The organism is Niabella sp. ZPM-14 (assembly GCF_055693045.2).
This window is the reverse complement of record NZ_CM181148.1, coordinates 2,357,292-2,376,469: the sequence shown is the minus strand read 5'-3', so window position 1 is coordinate 2,376,469 and position 19,178 is coordinate 2,357,292. Positions and strand designations below refer to the sequence as shown.

Sequence of the window (19,178 nt, the reverse complement as noted above, 5' to 3'; positions counted from 1 at the left end):
AGGGATCAAAATTAGAAGCTTTTTTGAAAACCTCCAAAAAAACTGTCCGTTTCCGACCCTAAAAAAATGTTATTCCTTCTTGCCGCCTACCAGCGAATACAGGATAGACGAGCCGATCGATAATAAAATGCTGAACGCCAATGCCCACCAGAATCCGTCTACTCTCGCGCCCTGGAAAAAACTTTCTGCCAGCAAAACCATAAATGCATTAATAACGAGTAAAAACAATCCCAGCGTGAACACCGTCACCGGAATAGTAAGGATGACGAGGATGGGTTTTACGATCGCGTTCAGTAAAGCCAATACCAATGCAAAAAGGGCCGCCGTCTTCATATCCTGAAAATGTACACCATCGAGAATATTTTGGAGCAGGTAAGCGATAAGGCCGGTTATCAGGACTTTGAGAATAAAATTCATTTGGCGTTTGATTTAAAAGTATAAACTGCTAATGGTTAGCTAAATTAGTACATTATTATCTTATCATGATTTTTTCGCTCTTCTAACTTACATTAATTAATATTTCGGTCTTACAGATATTTTTGCATATGCGGCGTAAAATTATTTATATCGTTAACCCTGTTTCGGGCACCAGCTCCAAGGATAGTGTGCAAAATATTATCGCCGCAGAAACATTAAAGTCGGGAATACCCTTTCAGTTTTTCCCCTCCGTTGCAGACGGCAATTATACTTACCTCGAAGCGACGATCGTTTCAGAAAAAATCACCGACATCGTTATCGTCGGCGGCGACGGCACGGTAAGCCAGGTTGTTGACAGTCTGTCCGCCCTGCCGGTGCAGTTCGGCATCGTGCCCTGCGGCTCAGGAAACGGATTGGCGTTCGGGGCGGGTATTCCCAAAGCACCGAAGAAAGCGCTGGAAATCATTTATAAAAATCATGCTCAGCTGGTGGACGGCTTCCGCATCAATCAGCGTTTCGCCTGTATGTTGTGTGGCATTGGTTTCGACGCGCAGGTGGCGCACGATTTTGCCAAAGCCGGACAGCGAGGTTTGGCCACCTACGTAAAGAAGGTTTTCAGCAATTTTTTTACGGCCAGATCTTACCGGTTCAAAATAAAACTGCAGGGGAAAACGTTTACCACAGAAGCGTATTTTATCAGCATCGCCAACAGTAATCAATTTGGCAATAACTTTACCATCGCGCCGAAAGCCCGTTTGAACGACGGAAAAGTGGATGTGGTAATCGTTACCGATCAGTCGAAACTGACGTTGTTATACAACACGATGATCCAGGTGGGAGGGCTCAACGATCTGCAGAAAAAAGAGCATATTGACGAAAATAAAAGTGTGATCTACTTTCAGACAAATGAGATATCGATCAGTAATTACGACGAAGCTCCATTGCACATTGACGGGGAACCGGTGGAAACAGAAAAAAAATTGCATATTATTGTAGAACCAACCTGTTTTAAGTTGCTTACACCCGAAAAGTAGTTATTCATGACCGAAGGAATTAAATTACGTAACCGATATAAACCCAGTGTGATCGATGCAGGCTGTGACGAGGCGGGGAGGGGCTGTTATGCCGGGCCGGTATTTGCCGCCGCGGTGGTGTTGCCTGCCCGGTTTCATCATCCGCTGTTGAACGACAGTAAACAGGTGTCGCCCGAAATACGGGAGATCTTAAAGGTATATATTCAACAAAAGGCTTTGTCCTATTGCGTTGCCATGGTCGATGTAGAAGAAATCGATACCATCAATATCCTGAAAGCCTCGCAAAAAGCCATGCACTTGGCCTTGGACGGCTTACAGGTCAGACCACAGTTTATTTCTGTTGACGGTAATTATTTTATCCCTTACCAGGATGTGCCGCATCAGTGCATTATTAAAGGTGACAGCCAATATGCCCACATCGCTGCTGCCAGCATCCTCGCCAAGACGTACCGCGATGCATACATGCGGCGTTTACATGATGATTTTCCACACTACAACTGGCATGCTAACAAAGGATATGGAACGCTGGAACACCGGACGGCGATTGAAAGTCACGGGTTGTGTATTCACCATCGCAAAAGCTTCAAAATAACATCACCGCAACTGAGCTTCTTTGAATAAGCTGTCCGTCACTAATTGATGGTACCCGGTGACAGATGCGGACGATTTGTGTAATTTTGAGCCGGATCAGATGCCTGTGCCGAATGAGTCAAAGCGTGTCGGTTGCCCTGTTATCGCGCGAGCTAAAAAATCAATCCTTCTCAAACTAATACTTAATATACATGAAAAAGCTTCTATTCCTCCTGGCGACCGGTTTTGTCCTGCAAGTCAGCAGCGTGGCCGCACAAACCAGCGAAAAAACAGATAAGGCGAAGCCTGAAAAAAAGAAAGAGACAGCAGAAGAGCGCAACGAGCGCAAGAAGGAAGACATGCGACGGTTTGGCCGCGCCCAGCGAGACTTCTGGAAAGGAGAACATGAGAAACGCGTGGCTGAAAAGGAAGCCGCAGAAAATGGTGAGAAAGCCGCGAGAAGCGGTCCGCCAAAACCGCCGCCACCACCCAATCCGTTCAGGAAAAAGAAAGCAGAAAACGACGGAGCAGAAGTGCAGCCTGAAAGCGCAGCAGCGAAAAAGCAAAGAGCGCATGATGGGCCACCTAAACCACCCAACCCATTTAAAAAGAAAAAGGAAAAATCAGATAAAGAATAGTCCGCTGTTCCCGGTGCACGCCGGGAATTTTTTTAAACAGGCGTGAAAGGTTCTGCGAGACATCAAATTAACAGTTCGTTGAGGCGAATGGCACAGCGTTTGAAAGGTGTGTAGGTAGATCAAAAGAGTAACAGCATGAAAAAATTCGTTTTGATTTTCGCTATGGCATTTTTTATACTGAGCAGCAGTGACGCTTTTTCGCAGGCACCGCCGCGTCCGCCGTTACCGCCCAGGCCCCCTCATCCCTCAAAGCATCTGCCCAAGAAGCAATACGTTAAGCATCCTAAACATACAAAGTATTATGCCAAGAGCCGGGCGAAAAGGCCACCATTGCCGCCTCGCCCGCCGGCCCCTAAACGCCCCCCATTGCCTCCGCATCCACCGTTGCCACCGCATCGGTAGTGCGTTCCACATAAACAAAAGAACACTGGTCCAATTGCCGGTGTTTTTTTATTTTTACGCTATGAGAAATTGTTTGTTGACTTTGCTTGCTGTAGTGCTAACAACTACGATCCTTTCTGCCCAGCCTAATATCGTGCTGATCATTTCAGATGATCATGCCTACCAGGCCATCAGTGCTTATGGAAACCGGATGGTGCAGACGCCTTCTATCGATCGGATAGCCAGGGAAGGTGCTATTTTCAAAAAAGCGTACGTAGCAAACTCCATTTGCGGGCCCAGCCGGGCTTGTATACTGACCGGGAAGTTTAGCCATGCCAACGGTTTTAAAGATAATCGCTCGACCTTCAATTTTGATCAAAATAGTTTTGCTAAAGTGTTGCAACAGGCGGGATACCAGACCGCGTGGATCGGGAAAATGCACCTGGGTGAAAATATCCCGCAGGGTTTTGATTACTATAGCATCCTGCCCGGCCAGGGACAATATTACAATCCTGATTTTTTACAGACCGGCAACGTTCGTAAAAGATACGAAGGCTACGTGACTAATGTTATTGAAGATGTGGCTGAAGACTGGATGGACAAACGCAATAAGCAACAACCCTTCTGCCTGGTTATCGGGCATAAGGCAACACACCGGACCTGGATGCCTGCGCTGGAAGATCTGGGCCGCTATGATAGCCTCGACTTTCCTTTGCCACCCACTTTTTATGACGATTACAGTACGCGCGAGGCAGCGGCCGTGCAGGATATGACGATCGAAAAGACCATGAGACTGGCCTATGACCTCAAAGTATATGACCCTAAAGAGCCACCGGCATTTACCAACCGCATGAACCCCGAACAACGCCGTCGCTGGAATGCCTATTATAAAAAGATCAACGACGAATTCAAAGCTAAAAAGCTGACAGGAAAAGCGCTGACAGAATGGAAGTTCCAGCGCTATATGAAAGACTATATGGCCACCGCCGCATCGCTGGACCGCAACATCGGCAGGACATTAGCGTATCTTGATAAAAACAACCTTACCAATAACACGATTGTGATCTACGTGTCAGACCAGGGGTTTTATATGGGCGAGCACGGCTGGTTTGACAAAAGGTTTATGTATGAGCCTTCGTTCAGAACGCCCATGGTAGCGCGCTTTCCGGGCGTTATCAAGCCGGGCGCTGTGATCGGCGGCGATGTAATGAACATTGATATTGCTCCGACGTTGTTGGAGTTGGCCAAAGCACCCAAACAAGCGGACATGCACGGTTCATCATTTCTGTCACTGCTAAAAGGCGATCGCACGTCCATCCGGGATCAAATGTATTATCATTATTATGAGAAAGGAGAGCATTCGGTGTCTCCGCATTTCGGTATTAAAACCGATCGTTACAAGCTGATCCGGTTTTACGACATGGTAGATTCGTGGGAATTGTTTGACCTGGAAAAGGATCCTGAAGAGCTTCATAATCTTTATGCTGACAAATCTTCGGATGCCGTCGTAAAGCGGCTGAAATCAGACTTATTAAGCCTGATAAAGAAGTATGAGGATAAGGAAGCGGAGATTATCTTTAAAAAACCTTTATAACCACTGAGATCTTCCGACCTCGTTGGTTGAACGGCTGAGATTAGTTATTGCGCCGGTCGAGACCCCAGATGAGTTTGGTCTGAATCGTGTGCAGAAAATTATTTTCACTGAGACGCAGCAGGTTGATGGTGAACTTTTCCTTTCGTACGGCAAGAGACACGTTTTTAGAAACGATCTCTTTGCGGGAGTCGAGCGCGCAAATAATATCATCGGACCGGCTTTCTATTTCAAAAGAAATGATGCTGTTGTCATTTACGACCAGTGACCTTACATTCAGGTGATGCGGCGCCACAGGAGTGATTACGAAGTTTTCTGAATCCGGGAAAACGATCGGTCCGCCACAGCTGAGGGAATAGCCGGTCGACCCGGTGGGAGTGGAGACGATGAGGCCGTCGGCCCAGTAAGTATTGAGCAGCTCTCCATTGATAAAGGTGTGTATCTTGAGCATCGACGCGGTATCGCGCTTGTGGATCGCAAATTCATTCAACCCGAACGGCATATCCCCAAAAAGCGGCATGTCCGCGTCCACGTGGACGAGCGATCGCTTTTCACTGATGTAGGTCCTTAGCGCCAGCGCCTTGATCGCCAATGTAAGATTGTCGCGCCCGATACTGGATAAGAAGCCCAGCCTTCCAAAGTTGATACCCATGATCGAAATGGGCTTGTCTTTAATCAGCGTGATCGTGTCCAGCAAAGTGCCGTCGCCGCCCAGGCCGATGATAAACTCCACATCCTGGTCCAGCTCTTCTGCGGTATTAAAGGTGGGGGTGTATTCTGAAAGATTCAAATGCGGTCTCAGGCTATCGAACAGCGGTCCGTACACGATGTATTTGAGACGATAATTTTTTAATTCCTCAAAAAATCGCTTCACGTCGGCATACGACTCCGCATCGATCCCCCTGCTATATACAGCTACCTTCATCAGTAATTTTCTTAATGGTTGACAAGTTTACAGGTTGACAAGTTTACATGGGATGGTCCGGTATAACTTGTCAACTTTAACTCTTCAAAACATGCAAATTCCCGGCGTATTCTTCATCATTCTTCCATCACATTGCCCATGAGCCGAGTATTTTAATACAATGTCTTCTTGTGTAAATATAGTCCGTTTTGGCCTAACTGGTTAAAGGAGAACTCGAGTTTCAAAGTAAAGTCGTAGTCTGTGAAAATATCGAGTCCGAATCCGCCGCCATACAACATGCGGTTACTGAGCGAGCTGGCCCAGGGCTGAGGATTGTGGGCATAACCCATGTTGCCGTATACTTTTCCGTAGATCTTTAGCGGGATCAGCGAGGAAGTATATTTTTTCAGTATCGGCAGGTTGATGCTGAAATTGGCCAGCTGTTTAAACAGGGTCGCATTGATCAATCCGCCCGCCACGCCATCTACTACATACGATTCATAGCCCCGGAGGTTCATATCACTGTATCCCAGAAGCTGGGAGTTGGAAAAAGGCTGATCAAAAGGTACTTTGATCGATCCGATTGCGGAGATATTATAAAAGGTCTTAGGTCCAAGGTGCCAGTTACCCTGCCCTTTTACCGCGAGCTGCCACACGTTCATCTGGCTGTTGAAGCCTTGTTTGAACAGGGCGATCTCGCCGGCATACCCTTCTGTTGGATAAGGAATATAATCAAGGTTTTGATAGATGAGTTTGTAATAGATCTCAGGATATCTTACGCTCAGGGCGCCCTGGTTCAGGTAATAAGGATTTTTGATCAGCACCGAATCAGACACCCGTAAGGTACTGTAGCCCAGCCCGAAAACGTGACGGGTAAAGAATTGCGGACGATAAAAAAGCTCGACCGTTCCATCAAAGAAATTGCGCGGATAACTGTCCTTGTCCGAATAAAACTGTTGCCGGCCATCGTTGTCCGTTGCATAATTGACTTCATGGGTTTTTCCCAGAGCAAGGCTCAGGTTCATTCCCCACTTAAGATTTTTGTCGATATATGGCCGGTTGTAGCTCAGTAATAATTGCTTGGTATATCCTGTAACGAAGTAAAAGCGCAACTTATCGTTGTTCCCGGTAGCATTGTCGTACAGTAATTTGACACCATAATCCAGGCGGGAAGTGCTGGCCCCTCTTTCAAACAACCACTCATTCAGATTCCGGTCGATCGGCTTCAGGTGCGGCAGGGGCAGGAGGTACCAACGTTCTTTCACTTTGATGGTGATATCGATAAAAGGTTGCCGGTTGCTGGTTACTACGATATCAAAGTCCTTGATGAGGAAGAGTGAAAGGTTCAGCAGCTGTGTTTTCCCCCGTGCCAGCAAGCCCGGTATGTCTTTTATTTTTACCGAGTCGCCTTCTTTAAAAGGCAACTCGCGCATCATGATCACAGAACGCGTTTTTTTATTGCCTTCGAAATTAATATGGCGGATCACCACCACGCTGTCGGGGAACAGCCGTATGATACTGTCTTCCAGGAAATCGTTGGGTCCGGTGGGCGACGGAGTCTTGGAGGTGTCAATAGCAGCCTGTGTTGCACTATCTGTTTGCGATAATGCAGACGCGTAGCCGCCGATTACGAACAGCAACCATAAAAGATATTTCTTTTTGCAAGGCATTCTTATCTACAAAGGAGTCTGCATACGCCGTGTACGGCATGGAAGGTTAAACATTCAAATAGCTCATCAGATTTTCATAATTGCTTTTGAGCTCATTAGTATACAGCTCTTCACCGAAGTAATACTTCACGTGGTATTCGTAGCGCTGGAAAGTGGCTACGATATCTGAGACTTCCAGTTTGTTTAATTTGAGTGTTACCTGCATTTTACCCGTTTCCATGTTTTTGGATGTGTTCAGCTGTGTAAGCTGCGCATCATTGCTTTCAACAATCCGGCCAATTTCTGAAAATGAGTATTGCAGCAGGTCTACTTCCAGGACGATCAATGCGCCCGGCTCGTTCAGCTCCAGGAAATCAGCGATATCCTGTAATAGGTGTTTGGTCTCTATAACGCCCGTCAGTTTATTGTCTGTATCCACCACAGGGAGGATGGTAAGGTGCGACGCCACGGCTAGTGACACTGCTTTCAGCAAATGATCGCCGGCGCCCACTGAAACTTTTAAAAGATAATGCTGCAGTTCTTTAACCGGTAAGTGCTCATCCGCATTGAGCAGCGTTTCTTCTTTTATAATTCCCCTGAATTCACCCATATCGGTCACCGCCAGCTCCTGAACGTGATAGTCGTACATCAGGCGCAGCACAGAATACACCTTGTCCGACAGTTTTATCTGGGGAAGGTTCTCGAAGGGTAAATTAATGACTAACATAATGCCTTATTTATAGTAAGACTCCCATCTTCAGGCTTCTGTTGCAATAGCGGAATGTTTTTTTAAGAAATTGAACAAAATTTTATTGAATTCTTCGGGAACCTCCATCATGGGCGCATGACCGCATTTGTCGATAAAATGTAATTCGCTGTTGGAAAGCAGTTTGTGAAACTCTTCCGCGACAAATGGTGGTGTGATATTATCATTCTTACCCCAAATCAAAAGCGCAGGAATCTTTATTTCTTGTAATTCTTTTTCCAGGTTGTTTCTGATGGCACTCTTGGCCAACGCGATGATCTTGATCACCTTCAGGCGATTGTTGGTGATAGAAAACACTTCTTCCACCAGCTCGTCCGTTGCCATAGCAGGATCATAAAAAGTATATTCTGTTTTCTTGCGGATGTATTCCCGGTCGCCGCGCTTTGGATAACTATCTCCCATTGCGCTTTCAAATAAGCCGGAACTGCCTGTCAGCGTCACCGTTTTAACCCGGTTGCTCTCATTCTTTAGCAAGTATACCAACCCTACATGACCACCCAGCGAGTTGCCCAGCAGGTGTATGTTCTTATAGTCGCGCAGTTCAATGAAACGGTGCAGGTATTTGGCTAACCCGCTGACACTCGTATGTAATATATCCATGTCCAGCAAAGGCAACATGGGTACAATTACTTTGTTGTACTGTTTAAAATAATCGATCAGCGGCTTGAAGTTACTCAAAGCTCCAAATAACCCATGCAACAACACGAGTGGCTCTCCTTCACCCTCTTCGATGTAGCTAAATTTATCGTGTTGCTTTATCTCGTACTGCATTACTAAACTTATATTATCGCCGCTAATATATTGATTTTACTAAATCGACCCCATAATTAGCAGTTATATTTTAATTTTTTCTGATAAACCGTTCTATAAATTTTAAATTGTCAATTACACAACGGTGGAACGAAAAATTACATCAAAGATTTTTCTTAACCAAAAATCCATTAAAATTTAGAGGTAATTTACGAATCACTTGCCAAACATACGCTCGATCTGTTCCTGTTTGAATTCCAGGTAAGTAGGATTGCCATCGGGGGCAATATTGAAAGGTTCGCAGTTAAACAGGTCTGTCAGAAGCTGGCGCATTTCCCGCTCCGTAAGCCGTGTGCCCGTTTTGATCGCCCTCTGGCGCGCCAGCGACCGCACCAGTTTTTCCCGGCTCGATATCTTGATATCAGCGTTGAAATGCTTGTACTGCTCGATGGTAAAATCTATGATCTGTTTTTCATTGCCGCTCTCCAGGTCTGCCGGCGTTCCCTGTATCAGAAAAGTATGATTACCGAAAGGTTCGATCAGGAAGCCGAGCACCTTAAAATAAGGCAACAATTCTGTCAACAACACCGCATCAGCAGGCGAAAGTTCCAGCGTGGGCGGAAACATATTGCTTTGAGTGGCAATAGGCACGCCGTTAACGGCTTGCGTCATCTGGTCATACAACACCCGCTCGTGCGCTGCCTGCTGGTTGATTAGCAAAAAACTGTTTTCTGTCGGGTAAAGAATATAAGTATTCAGTACCTGGGCGAGATCGGTATGCTCGTCTATCGTGAAGCCCGAATTGCTTTTGCGGGCGGAGAAGATCTGCGGCGGCGCCTTTTCATACTCAAACAGCGCCTCCTCCTTTTTAACCGGTTCGTAAAACTCTTTCCAGTGTTTCAGCTCGGAGGAAGAAGGGCGTTCAATAAAATGAGCCTGGTGCTTCTGTGTAAAACCGCGATACAGCGGTGAAGCGGCTGTTTCCTCCTGTTGAGCAGTCGTAAATGGTTTCGATACCGACGGCAATTGCTGTATCGACACGTCGAGATCAAAGTCCAGCGTAGGTGTAATGCTGAACTGGGCCAGTGCATGTTTCACCGCGGCCTGAACAAAAGCATACACGATCTTTTCATCCTCAAATTTGATCTCCTGCTTGGTGGGATGCACGTTCACGTCGATCTGCTCCGGATCTATTTCTATAAAAAGCACGTACATCGGGAAACTGTCCGCAGGGATCATTTCCTGGTAGGCGCTCATCAACGCATGATTCAGGTAAGCACTTCGGATAAAGCGATTATTCACAAAGAAATACTGGTCGCCCCGGGTCTTCTTGGCAGTTTCCGGTTTGCCGGTAAAGCCATAGATATTCATGTAGTCCGTCTCTTCCTTGACCGCCACCATTTTAGCATTGTAGTTGTTGCCCAGCAACTGCACCACCCGCTGTTTCAGTGTGCCTTTTTCCAGGTGAAACAACTCCTGCCCGTTCGAGGTAAGCGTGAATAAGATGTCCGGGAAAGACATGGCCACGCGGGTGAACTCATCAACAATATGGCGCATCTCTGCGGCGTTGCTCTTTAAGAAGTTGCGCCTTGCCGGGATGTTGAAAAACAGGTTCTTCATCGCGATGCTTGTGCCATCAGGCACGGCCACCGGCTCTTGCCGGATGACGGTGCTGTTCTCTATTTCCAGCAAAGAGCCGGCCTCATCTTCTGCCCGTTTCGTTTTAAGTTCCACCTGCGCAACGGCTGCGATAGAAGCCAGCGCTTCTCCCCTGAACCCCATCGTCTTGATGTGGAACAGGTCGCCGATCTCTTTGATCTTGGACGTCGCATGCCGCTCAAAGCACATGCGGGCGTCGGTTTCGCTCATACCACTGCCGTTGTCGATTACCTGCAACAATGTTTTGCCCGCGTCGACGATAATCAGTCTGATCTCTGTGGCTCCCGCATCTACTGCGTTTTCCAACAGCTCCTTTACCGCGCTGGCTGGGCGTTGTATCACCTCGCCTGCCGCGATCTGGTTCGCAATATTGTCTGGCAGTAAAACTATTTTATCCGGCAATGCTTTTAATTTTTTTGAACGGGCAAAGGTACGATGAAAATAGAGATTAGGAAAATGCGCTTACACAGCGCTGACCCGGCGGCATCTATGAGATCTGAAACCTCAGATGTTGGGAAGTATTTTTTAGATGCACGTATTTAAAGAACAGCATCAAACCAGGGGCCGAGCTTCTAAGAGACAAAGAAATAACACCTGTCATGATTTAAAGTCAGAAAAGTTGGCGCTATCTGCGTATCCGGTAAGAAAATGAAAATCTTATAGGAACTATTGGTCCTTATTCTCCCGATTCTCTTTATTTTTATTGAATCCGGTGCATTTCCGGATCCGGCAGTTCTCTTTACACCGTATCATCAGCGTCGGGAATGGATGCACAACATACAACTGATGTCGTAAAGAAAACGATCTTCAATCTGGTTCACCGTGGCATGAATTTGGGCGGTGATCAGTTTCAACAACAAAACATTATCATAATATAGATTACGAATGAAAAAAATCTACTTCTCGCTATTGTGCTCATTGGCGGGCTTTTTCGCCCAGGCACAAAATTCCGGAGCCCAGCAATGGGTAGAAAAAACGTACAAAAAACTGAGTCCTGATGAGCGTATTGCACAATTGATCATCATCCGCGCTTATTCAAACAAGGGAGTAGAATCCAACGTATTGAACGATATCAAAAAGTATAACGTAGGCTCAATCTGCTTTTTCCAAGGCGGGCCGGTGCGGCAGGCGCAGCTGACCAACTATTATCAAAGCTTTGCCAAGACCCCTATTTTGATTACGATCGACGGCGAGTACGGATTAGGCATGCGCCTGGACAGCGTTACCAAATATCCTTATGCCATGACCCTCGGCGCCGTTTCGGACGAAGCCGTGATCTATAAAACCGGGCAGGCCATCGGCGAACAGCATAAACGCCTGGGCGTACATGTAGATTATGCGCCGGTAGTGGACATCAATAACAATCCGGATAACCCGGTGATCGGCTTCCGGTCGTTCGGAGAAGATAAATATCGGGTCGCCAAACATGGTATTGCTTTTATGAAAGGGATGCAGGATGCGGGCATTATGGCCACAGCCAAACATTTTCCCGGTCATGGAGATGTGGCGGTAGATTCACACCTCGACTTGCCGGTGATCAATAAAACACGCACGCAACTGGAGGACCTGGAACTCTATCCCTTCCGCGAGTTGATCAAAGCGGGCGTTCAAAGTGTGATGGTGGGGCACTTGTCGGTTCCATCCATCGATAACGGAAAGAACCGGGCCACTTCAATCTCCAAAAACGCGGTGGATGGCCTGCTCAGGAAAGACCTCGGTTTTAACGGGCTGACCTTTACCGATGCGCTGGAAATGAAAGGCGTTGCGAAATACTTTCCCGGTGGCACCATCGCGGCGGAAGCGCTGATCGCAGGCAATGACATGCTCTGCCTGCCCGAAAGCGTTCCCGGTACTATTAAAGCGGTGAAAGATGCCATCAAGAAAGGACGCCTTACGTGGAAAGATATTGAGCTCAAGACCAAAAAAGTCTTGTTAGCCAAGTATAACCTGGGCCTGACCCAGTTGCAGCCGGTACCTACGGACAATCTGCTGGCTGAATTGAATGCGCGAACCAACGATATCCGTAGCGAAGTGGCGAAAGGTGCGCTGACATTGGTGAAGCTGGCCAATCCCTCCACCTTCAGAAATGAATACTTTACCTGGCCGCTGAAAAAAGAACGTAAAGTAGCGTATGTAAGTTTTGGAAACGGCGCTTCGCAGCCTTTGGGAGACCGGTTGAGGGATGATTTTGGCGCCGCCGTATTTAATATAAAATATTCCGATCCTGCCAGCAGGGGCGGGGCCGTGGTGAAAGCGATCGAGGAAGGTAAATATGACGATGTGATCATCGGCTTCCACGATATCGGCATCCGCAAAGGAAGCACCAATTATGGGATCTCCCGCACGGCCATTCAAACCTGGTATGCGCTCAACAAAACCAACGCGATCACGCTTGTCTTCGGCAATCCTTTAACGCTAAGCAATTTCTGCCAGGCCAAATCGCTGGCCGTTTGTTATGAAGATGATGCAGTATTCCAGAACGTGGCGGCTGACTGGCTCAGGGGAGATTTTTCTGCATCCGGAACGCTGCCTGTAAGTGTCTGCAATTTCAAGGCAGGCGATGGTAAGGTAGTAGCCGCGTCGGGTTTGGCTGCGTTAGAGCCTATCGGTGACGAGCGCTTCACGGCAGTGGATTCCATTGCGCTTGACGGCATTAAAAAAAAAGCCTATCCCGGTTGTGTTATACTAGCCGCTAAAGACGGTAAGATCGTTTATCACAAGGCCTTTGGCAATTACGAGTATGACAGCTCACAGGCTATGTCGCTGCACAGCATTTTTGATCTGGCTTCAGTCACCAAGACTTCCGCCGTCACCGTCTCCATTATGAAAATGGTGGAGCAGGGGAAGGTCAATCTAAAAAAAAAATTATCGGATTACCTGCCTTTTACCAGGGGGACTAACAAGGCCAACCTGACCCTGGAGAATATTATCCTGCATCAGGCGGGCATGGTGCCCTTTATCGCTTTTTATAGGGAAACACTTGATCCCGAAGGCCGCCCGCGGCCGGAGCTGTACCGCGCTTACTCCGAACCTGGCTTTACCACGCAGGTAGCTAACGGGCTGTACCTGAGAAATGACTGGAAAGATACCATCTGGAAGAGAATCCTCGAAAGCCCGGTTGTACCGCAGGGCAGAAAATATGTTTACAGTGATAATGATTTCTGGTTTCTCGGACAAATCGTAGAACGCATTTCGGGGAAGCCATTAGAGGAATATGTGAGAGACAGTTTTTACCTGCCCTTGCATATGCCCACTGCCGGCTATCGCCCGCTGGATCGGTTTCCTGTCGAAGCGATGGTGCCAACAGAAAGAGAATATGGCTTCAGGAGCCAGCTGATACAGGGTACGGTACATGATGAGGGAGCGGCCTTGGGCGGCGGCGTGGCCGGACATGCGGGTCTTTTTTCAACGGCCTACGATCTGGGCAAACTCTACCAGATGCTGCTGAATGGCGGCGAGATGAACGGCAGGCGTTTTTTTAAATGGGAAACCATACAGGATTTTACAGCCTATCGCAGCGCCATCAGCCGGCGGGCTTACGGTTTCGACAAGCCGGAAAAACCTGCCCGAGCTTCAGGCGGGGATAACGCATCCCGCTCCAACCCTTATCCGAGCTCATTAGCGTCTCCGCAGACTTACGGCCACACCGGATTTACGGGCACCTGTGTCTGGGTGGATCCCAAGTATAATATTGTATATATTTTTCTTTCCAACCGGGTGTATCCCACGCGCGACAATCCCCGCCTGGGATTGTACCATATCCGGGAGAATATACAGGATGCCATCTACCGGGCTTTAGGATGTCCGGGCGAGCCGGTTATTTAAAGGATGTTTGCGGATCACTTTCTCAGGCATGTGGTAAAAAACATAGAAATCTGAAAATGTCCGGCATCCGGATTCCGGAAAAGTCCGTAAAATTTATTTTTTTTCTATACTTTTGCTCTCCCTTAATCGGGCAGTTCTTACTTTACATATTTGTCGGTCAACGACACCGGTCCTATAGCTCAGTTGGTTAGAGCACCTGACTCATAATCAGGTGGTCCCTGGTTCGAGCCCAGGTGGGACCACAAATGACAAGCAGTTGTGAATAAAATTTCATAGCTGCTTTTTTTATTGGATACGTGCGAAATAATACCAACTTTCACCACTTCTTTTCACCATCTGCAGTCGGGGCCGTTCAGTCAAATCCTGATACTTTAAATCATACAACATTTTAAAAAGGATAATCACTTTCGGGCTTGAGCTTTAATTTGTTTAAAAACAGACAGGCTTGTCGGCATACCTCCTTCGGCCATGTTAATTCCCACCATTAAAATCCGATTAGAATCTTTCGGCGTTCCTATTCCGGCCGTTGCTCTGTCTATCTTTGAGCGAATGGTCTGAAGAGACTTGCAAACAACGACAGTTAGTTTTGGTTTTTAACGAGCCCTGTTTCTACAGGGGTCATCATTTTCGTTTAGCCCTCATTGCTGAACTGATAAAATAAAAAAGCCATACCTGTTAATCAGGTATGGCTCCCATGGTGTCTTACACGTACTATTAATCGAACTTCAAATCGTCGAAAAACTTATTGACGTTCTCTTTTGTTTCGCCTGTTTTTTTCTGGATGCGACCAATGACTTCATCTTCTTTTCCTTCTTCATACAATAGATCGTCATCTGTTAATTGTGCCCATTTCTGTTTCAGGTTGCCTTTTACGGTATTCCAATTGCCTTTCACCTTGTCATTAAACGTACTCATAGTGATATATTTTCGATGGTTAAAAAATTAGTTGCTACAATAAGTATTGTACTGCATTATAGTGCCAATATTGTACCACTCTTACCGATGGCGTTCCGTCTTTAACACATCTTTTGAATTTTATATCGACTCCTGTTACTCACTCGGCGATAAAGAGCCGCTCTTTCAGCAGGTATTTTGCACCTTTGGCTAACACATGAAGCTGCAGTCCTTCCACGTAGATCGCCTGGCCCGATCTTACACGTTTAAAGTTGCTGGCATTGACATTACAACCTTCAATAACCAGCACGGTGCCCGATCCGATCGTCGTCAGCATATTTCCTTCGGTTACGATCAAGGCAGTATCCTCACAAATGCCAATCGCCGTCATTCCTTCATGTTTCAGCAATGCTTCTACCAGCCGCGCGAAACGGCCCCGCACCATGAAATGCGGATCGATGATCACATTGGGTAATATTTTAAACCCTCGTTTAAGATCAACCATGCTTTTCAAAAGAGATTCGCTGTCCGTCCCTTCGCTGATCATGGCTTCAGACATGGCCATCGCACCCGCACTTGTTCCTGCGATTACAAAGTTGGTCTCGTGGTATCGTTGTTTCATGACCCTCAGGAAGTGACTGCCTTCCATTTTTTCTTTCAACCTGTTTGGGTCTCCCCCCGTCATGAAAACGCCGTCCAGGCGGGACAACAGGTCCAGGTGAGCACGGCTATCCATATTCCTTTTATCGAGGTGCATCACTTCGATGTTCCTGCAACCAAGTTGATTAAATGCTTGCAGGTATGTGTCTGCACTTTCCTCGGGATGCGAAGAGGCTGTAGTGATCAGCCCGATATGAGAATCATCTCCTTTGATCTCTTTCAATACTTCGGCCAGAACGCCATTTTCGAAAAACGAATCATTGGGAGCATGCCTCCCTTCGCCCGCTTTCTTCGCTTCGTTTCCCCCGATGGGAATCAATTTGCCTCTGGGATTTTTCTCTCTCATGTCGAATCTTTTTCGCTATAATTTTCTTATGGCGCGGTCACGGGGAACAGTGCGTTTGCTAGGCTGTCGGCCATCATGCGATGGTGCCGTATCACAGGCAATTTGGCTTTCGCATACCCGGTAACACTCTGATCAGAACCCTGGTTGGATTGCTGTTCATGAAGCGCAATCGCTTTGTCGTGCCCTGCCACCATCATGTGTATATAAGTTGAATCGAAAGCCCTTCCGCTCAACGCCATTAGTTGGGCGGCTTTTGCTTTGTGTTCCTGGTCCGTGTCCGGCGGCAGATCGTAGTTCAGCCGGTCAGCGATGTTGGACAAGTCGCTTTGCGCCGCAGTGTGATCATTGATCATCATCTGACCAAATTCTTTAATTGCAGCGTTCGTTGCCTTATTCAATGCGAGCTGGCCAGCTGATACCTCTCCCAGGTTGATGTAGGTCGCGTGGTTCATAAAGGTCGTGTCTTGCGTAGACAGGTCCCGATGTTCATCCCTGTCTTTCGAGCAAAAGGAAAAGAAAAAAAGGACGGAGCCCAGGAAAAATAATGATGTTTTCATTGTTTCTTTTTTTAATTGTGTAATGTGATGCTGTCGCGGGAAAGTTTTCAATTATGGTGCCGACCGCCGGCCAACAGGCCGATCAGTGGTAACCAATCATCAACGGTTGGTCCACCCTGAAAAGGGCTGCATTTCTTTTCCCATAGTGTAGAAGATTTAGGCCCTTTGTCTACAGGCTGGCGCCCGGCTTCCTGCGGGCTCCGCGAGGGGGCATTTAGAAATTAGCGGGTTATGTCCAAAGTGGCTTTGTGGCACCCGCTTTGAACCCTGTCCTGAAAAGCACCTTATGTTGATGGTACCGTTGCCAACCCGTGATCATTGCTTGCAGACCATTAGCCCGTTAAACCGGTATGAACACAGGCGATAGCCAACGGCTCCAATAAATCTTAATATATGTACAATAATCTTTAATAAAAATCCCTTTATGATTTCTACAAGAATACATGGCTTACTCGACTACGTGGTCGGGTTTCTGTTGATCGTTGCGCCCTGGTTGTTTGGTTTCTCCGAATTGCAGATTGAAACAATCGCTTCGGTAGCGTTGGGTGGTACCACGCTGCTGTATAGTCTTATCACGCGTTATGAACTTTCTTTGTGGTCGTTGCTGCCTTACCGCGCTCACCTGGTGCTGGACCTGTTGTCGGGGATCTTCCTGGTGTTTTCACGATGGATACTGGACATAGAAAACAATGTGTATTGGTTCTTTATGATCGTGGGACTGATGGAGCTGTTGGTAGTGAGCTTGAGTAAAAAGAACACGCGCAGGCAGGAAACGGGCATCTGATTTTCAGCATGATCATCCAACATATCAAGACAGTCGCAAGGAGGCAAGTGCTTCGTTAACTCAGATATTGCAGATAAATAAAACGCAGATGCAAAGCGTATTCCATAATCCTACCAGTTGATCATTCAAACGATAGTCTATGATTCCTGTTTATTCATTCCTGTCAAAAAAGGTCAAAGCGCTTTTCAGTCGCCGCGGGAATGCGCGGAAGAAAAACATTTTCCTATTGCCTGCCGATCAAGGCGGGGGTAACATGAACAGTTCGGAGCTGGTCAGAAAAAGAACTGCGCTGCAGAAAGAATTAACCATTCACATGGGATGATAAAGCAGGGATAAAGATTTTTGTTGTTAGATAGTTTGAGATTAAAACGAGGCCTTTTGTTTTTACAGGAGGCCTTTTTATTGCAATAATATCAACCGAAGGATGTTGTATTGTCTCTTAAAGAATCTGAATTCAGGAAGCCTTTCCTCCTGCTTGTCTTTACCGGATTTTAAAAACAGCTGCTCTGTTTAGTGTCGTCTCTGATTGAATCGGATATATTGCTTTCACTTACCTTTGGCCAAGTTGTTTAAACTCCTTACGTGTCAACTCCGCTTCATACAAAGTCAGAACAGAAAGATCAGCCCCTGAAGGAAATTGCAATATCCTGCCTGAAATTGGGCGTCACCGGGTTTGGTGGTATCGCGGGTATGGTCGCCACGATAGAGAAGGAGATGGTAGTCCGGAGAAAGTGGATCGACCACCAGCATTTTATGGACGTATTGAGTGCGTCTTACATCATCCCCGGTCCTAACGCGGTGGAAGTCGTTATGCATTGCGGAAAGGAGCGGGGAGGGCGCGTGGGTTTGGTGGTAGCAGGATGCTGTTATATTCTGCCCGCCATGCTGATCTGCCTGCTGTTTGGTTTTTTTTATAAGCGATACAGCGCCTTGCCCGATGTGCAGGATTTTATTTTCGGTATTCGTCCTGCCATCACCGCTTTGATTGTGATTACGGTGATGCGCCTGTCGCAAAAGACCTTAAAAAACAAACCGCTGCTGATTGCTCTATGTATCATTACGTTCTTTGCCTCGCTTTATGGCGCCAATGAGGTCTTGCTGATCCTGGGCGCGGGCATCATCTATTACCTGGTATATCAATTTAAGAACAGGTCATTGGCTATTACCGGGTTGTTGTGGCTGCCGGCCTTGCCTTCCGCCAAACTTCCTTTTTCATATGAAAAACTATTTTTCATTTTTCTGAAGATCGGGGCGGTGTTATATGGAAGCGGTTATGTGTTATTCGCTTATATGGATGAAGCGCTTGTCAGGAATAACCAGTGGCTGACGCGCCAGCAATTAATGGACTCCATCGCGGTAGGGCAGATCACGCCCGGCCCGATCCTGTCGAGCGCCACTTTTGCCGGTTATCTTATCGGGGGCACAGCGGGCGGCGTGCTTGCGACCATAGGGATCTTTCTTCCTTCTTTTTTTATCTCGCTCTTTCTGCACAAACTGGTAACGGTAGCGCGTAAAAGCAACGGACTGCGCTTCTTCCTGGACGGTCTCAGTGCGGCCTCCATCTCGGTCATAGCGGTAGTTGGATTTCATTTGCTCACGACTTCAACCCGGCAATGGCAGGGAACGGCTATTTTTGCAGGTTGTATGTTAGTTGGCTGGTTTTTCAAGAAAGTGAGCACTTTGCTAATCTTATTGCTCGGTAGTATATCAGGCTATCTGTTAATTCATTTGTCATAATGAATCAACCCGATTT

16 protein-coding genes and 1 tRNA gene are annotated in these 19,178 nt (G+C 47.0%); 8 read left to right on the top strand and 9 right to left on the bottom strand.

Annotation, left to right across the window (positions count from 1 at the left end; translation table 11 throughout):
• Positions 1 to 69: 69 nt before the first annotated feature.
• The gene (locus ACU37H_RS10050) at positions 70 to 417 is read right to left on the bottom strand and encodes a phage holin family protein (RefSeq protein WP_472701653.1); all 348 of its coding nucleotides are present in this window, start codon (positions 415 to 417) and stop codon (positions 70 to 72) included.
• A gap of 128 nt (positions 418 to 545) precedes the next feature.
• On the opposite strand from ACU37H_RS10050, the gene ACU37H_RS10045 reads away from it, so the two are divergent.
• From ACU37H_RS10045 to ACU37H_RS10030, 4 genes are all read left to right on the top strand, one after another.
• The gene (locus ACU37H_RS10045) at positions 546 to 1,451 is read left to right on the top strand and encodes a diacylglycerol/lipid kinase family protein (protein WP_472701654.1); all 906 of its coding nucleotides are present in this window, start codon (positions 546 to 548) and stop codon (positions 1,449 to 1,451) included.
• Between the two features lie 6 nt (positions 1,452 to 1,457).
• A complete protein-coding gene (rnhB, locus tag ACU37H_RS10040) occupies positions 1,458 to 2,072 on the top strand; it encodes a ribonuclease HII (protein ID WP_472701655.1) in 615 nt (204 codons plus the stop codon).
• Positions 2,073 to 2,233: 161 nt separating this feature from the next.
• Positions 2,234 to 2,659 (top strand): hypothetical protein, encoded by a 426-nt coding sequence (locus ACU37H_RS10035; protein ID WP_472701656.1) that lies wholly within the window; start codon positions 2,234 to 2,236, stop codon positions 2,657 to 2,659.
• A gap of 463 nt (positions 2,660 to 3,122) precedes the next feature.
• Positions 3,123 to 4,634: a sulfatase family protein gene (locus tag ACU37H_RS10030; protein WP_472701657.1), complete on the top strand. Its 1,512-nt coding sequence runs from the start codon at positions 3,123 to 3,125 to the stop codon at positions 4,632 to 4,634.
• A 40-nt stretch (positions 4,635 to 4,674) separates the two neighbouring features.
• On the opposite strand, the gene ACU37H_RS10025 is transcribed toward ACU37H_RS10030, so the two are convergent.
• The 5 genes from ACU37H_RS10025 to mutL all read right to left on the bottom strand — a co-directional run bounded on the left by ACU37H_RS10025 (position 4,675) and on the right by mutL (position 10,761).
• The gene (locus ACU37H_RS10025) at positions 4,675 to 5,556 is read right to left on the bottom strand and encodes an NAD kinase (RefSeq protein ID WP_472701658.1); all 882 of its coding nucleotides are present in this window, start codon (positions 5,554 to 5,556) and stop codon (positions 4,675 to 4,677) included.
• A gap of 152 nt (positions 5,557 to 5,708) precedes the next feature.
• Positions 5,709 to 7,205, bottom strand: a complete 1,497-nt coding sequence (locus tag ACU37H_RS10020) for a POTRA domain-containing protein (RefSeq protein WP_494407534.1) — start codon at positions 7,203 to 7,205, stop codon at positions 5,709 to 5,711.
• A 46-nt stretch (positions 7,206 to 7,251) separates the two neighbouring features.
• The gene (locus ACU37H_RS10015) at positions 7,252 to 7,911 is read right to left on the bottom strand and encodes a CBS domain-containing protein (protein ID WP_472701660.1); all 660 of its coding nucleotides are present in this window, start codon (positions 7,909 to 7,911) and stop codon (positions 7,252 to 7,254) included.
• 30 nt (positions 7,912 to 7,941) lie between these two features.
• Positions 7,942 to 8,721, bottom strand: a complete 780-nt coding sequence (locus ACU37H_RS10010; RefSeq protein WP_472701661.1) for an alpha/beta fold hydrolase — start codon at positions 8,719 to 8,721, stop codon at positions 7,942 to 7,944.
• A gap of 195 nt (positions 8,722 to 8,916) precedes the next feature.
• Positions 8,917 to 10,761, bottom strand: a complete 1,845-nt coding sequence (gene mutL / locus ACU37H_RS10005; RefSeq protein WP_472701662.1) for a DNA mismatch repair endonuclease MutL — start codon at positions 10,759 to 10,761, stop codon at positions 8,917 to 8,919.
• A gap of 483 nt (positions 10,762 to 11,244) precedes the next feature.
• Between mutL and ACU37H_RS10000 the strand changes: the two genes are divergently transcribed.
• Together ACU37H_RS10000 and ACU37H_RS09995 are read left to right on the top strand one after the other, a co-directional pair.
• Entirely contained in the window at positions 11,245 to 14,184 is a 2,940-nt protein-coding gene (locus tag ACU37H_RS10000) for a serine hydrolase domain-containing protein (RefSeq protein WP_472701663.1), read from the top strand.
• A gap of 168 nt (positions 14,185 to 14,352) precedes the next feature.
• Positions 14,353 to 14,426: transfer RNA gene (locus ACU37H_RS09995), tRNA-Ile, on the top strand.
• 472 nt (positions 14,427 to 14,898) lie between these two features.
• Here the strand turns inward: ACU37H_RS09995 and ACU37H_RS09990 are convergent.
• The 3 genes from ACU37H_RS09990 to ACU37H_RS09980 all read right to left on the bottom strand — a co-directional run bounded on the left by ACU37H_RS09990 (position 14,899) and on the right by ACU37H_RS09980 (position 16,641).
• A complete protein-coding gene (locus tag ACU37H_RS09990) occupies positions 14,899 to 15,099 on the bottom strand; it encodes a CsbD family protein (protein WP_472701664.1) in 201 nt (66 codons plus the stop codon).
• A gap of 139 nt (positions 15,100 to 15,238) precedes the next feature.
• Positions 15,239 to 16,084, bottom strand: a complete 846-nt coding sequence (locus ACU37H_RS09985; RefSeq protein WP_472701665.1) for a cyanophycinase — start codon at positions 16,082 to 16,084, stop codon at positions 15,239 to 15,241.
• A 26-nt stretch (positions 16,085 to 16,110) separates the two neighbouring features.
• Positions 16,111 to 16,641, bottom strand: a complete 531-nt coding sequence (locus ACU37H_RS09980) for a DUF4142 domain-containing protein (RefSeq protein ID WP_472701666.1) — start codon at positions 16,639 to 16,641, stop codon at positions 16,111 to 16,113.
• Positions 16,642 to 17,065: 424 nt separating this feature from the next.
• Here ACU37H_RS09980 and ACU37H_RS09975 point away from each other — a divergent pair, with 424 nt between their 5' ends.
• Together ACU37H_RS09975 and chrA are read left to right on the top strand one after the other, a co-directional pair.
• Complete coding sequence (locus ACU37H_RS09975) at positions 17,066 to 17,425, top strand: SPW repeat domain-containing protein (protein ID WP_472701667.1); 360 nt, start codon at positions 17,066 to 17,068, stop codon at positions 17,423 to 17,425.
• Between the two features lie 582 nt (positions 17,426 to 18,007).
• Positions 18,008 to 19,162, top strand: coding sequence for a chromate efflux transporter (gene chrA / locus ACU37H_RS09970; protein ID WP_472701668.1), 1,155 nt, complete (start codon positions 18,008 to 18,010; stop codon positions 19,160 to 19,162).
• Positions 19,163 to 19,178: the final 16 nt, after the last annotated feature.

Excerpts from the sequence above, each read along its gene's own strand:
- ACU37H_RS10050 (WP_472701653.1), bottom strand. The coding sequence starts at position 417 with ATGAATTTTATTCTCAAAGTCCTGATAACCGGCCTTATCGCTTACCTG.
- ACU37H_RS10045 (WP_472701654.1), top strand. The coding sequence starts at position 546 with ATGCGGCGTAAAATTATTTATATCGTTAACCCTGTTTCGGGCACCAGC.
- rnhB (WP_472701655.1), top strand. The coding sequence starts at position 1,458 with ATGACCGAAGGAATTAAATTACGTAACCGATATAAACCCAGTGTGATC.
- ACU37H_RS10035 (WP_472701656.1), top strand. The coding sequence starts at position 2,234 with ATGAAAAAGCTTCTATTCCTCCTGGCGACCGGTTTTGTCCTGCAAGTC.
- ACU37H_RS10030 (WP_472701657.1), top strand. The coding sequence starts at position 3,123 with ATGAGAAATTGTTTGTTGACTTTGCTTGCTGTAGTGCTAACAACTACG.
- ACU37H_RS10025 (WP_472701658.1), bottom strand. The coding sequence starts at position 5,556 with ATGAAGGTAGCTGTATATAGCAGGGGGATCGATGCGGAGTCGTATGCC.
- ACU37H_RS10020 (WP_494407534.1), bottom strand. The coding sequence starts at position 7,205 with ATGCCTTGCAAAAAGAAATATCTTTTATGGTTGCTGTTCGTAATCGGC.
- ACU37H_RS10015 (WP_472701660.1), bottom strand. The coding sequence starts at position 7,911 with ATGTTAGTCATTAATTTACCCTTCGAGAACCTTCCCCAGATAAAACTG.
- ACU37H_RS10010 (WP_472701661.1), bottom strand. The coding sequence starts at position 8,721 with ATGCAGTACGAGATAAAGCAACACGATAAATTTAGCTACATCGAAGAG.
- ACU37H_RS10000 (WP_472701663.1), top strand. The coding sequence starts at position 11,245 with ATGAAAAAAATCTACTTCTCGCTATTGTGCTCATTGGCGGGCTTTTTC.
- ACU37H_RS09990 (WP_472701664.1), bottom strand. The coding sequence starts at position 15,099 with ATGAGTACGTTTAATGACAAGGTGAAAGGCAATTGGAATACCGTAAAA.
- ACU37H_RS09985 (WP_472701665.1), bottom strand. The coding sequence starts at position 16,084 with ATGAGAGAGAAAAATCCCAGAGGCAAATTGATTCCCATCGGGGGAAAC.
- ACU37H_RS09980 (WP_472701666.1), bottom strand. The coding sequence starts at position 16,641 with ATGAAAACATCATTATTTTTCCTGGGCTCCGTCCTTTTTTTCTTTTCC.
- ACU37H_RS09975 (WP_472701667.1), top strand. The coding sequence starts at position 17,066 with ATGATTTCTACAAGAATACATGGCTTACTCGACTACGTGGTCGGGTTT.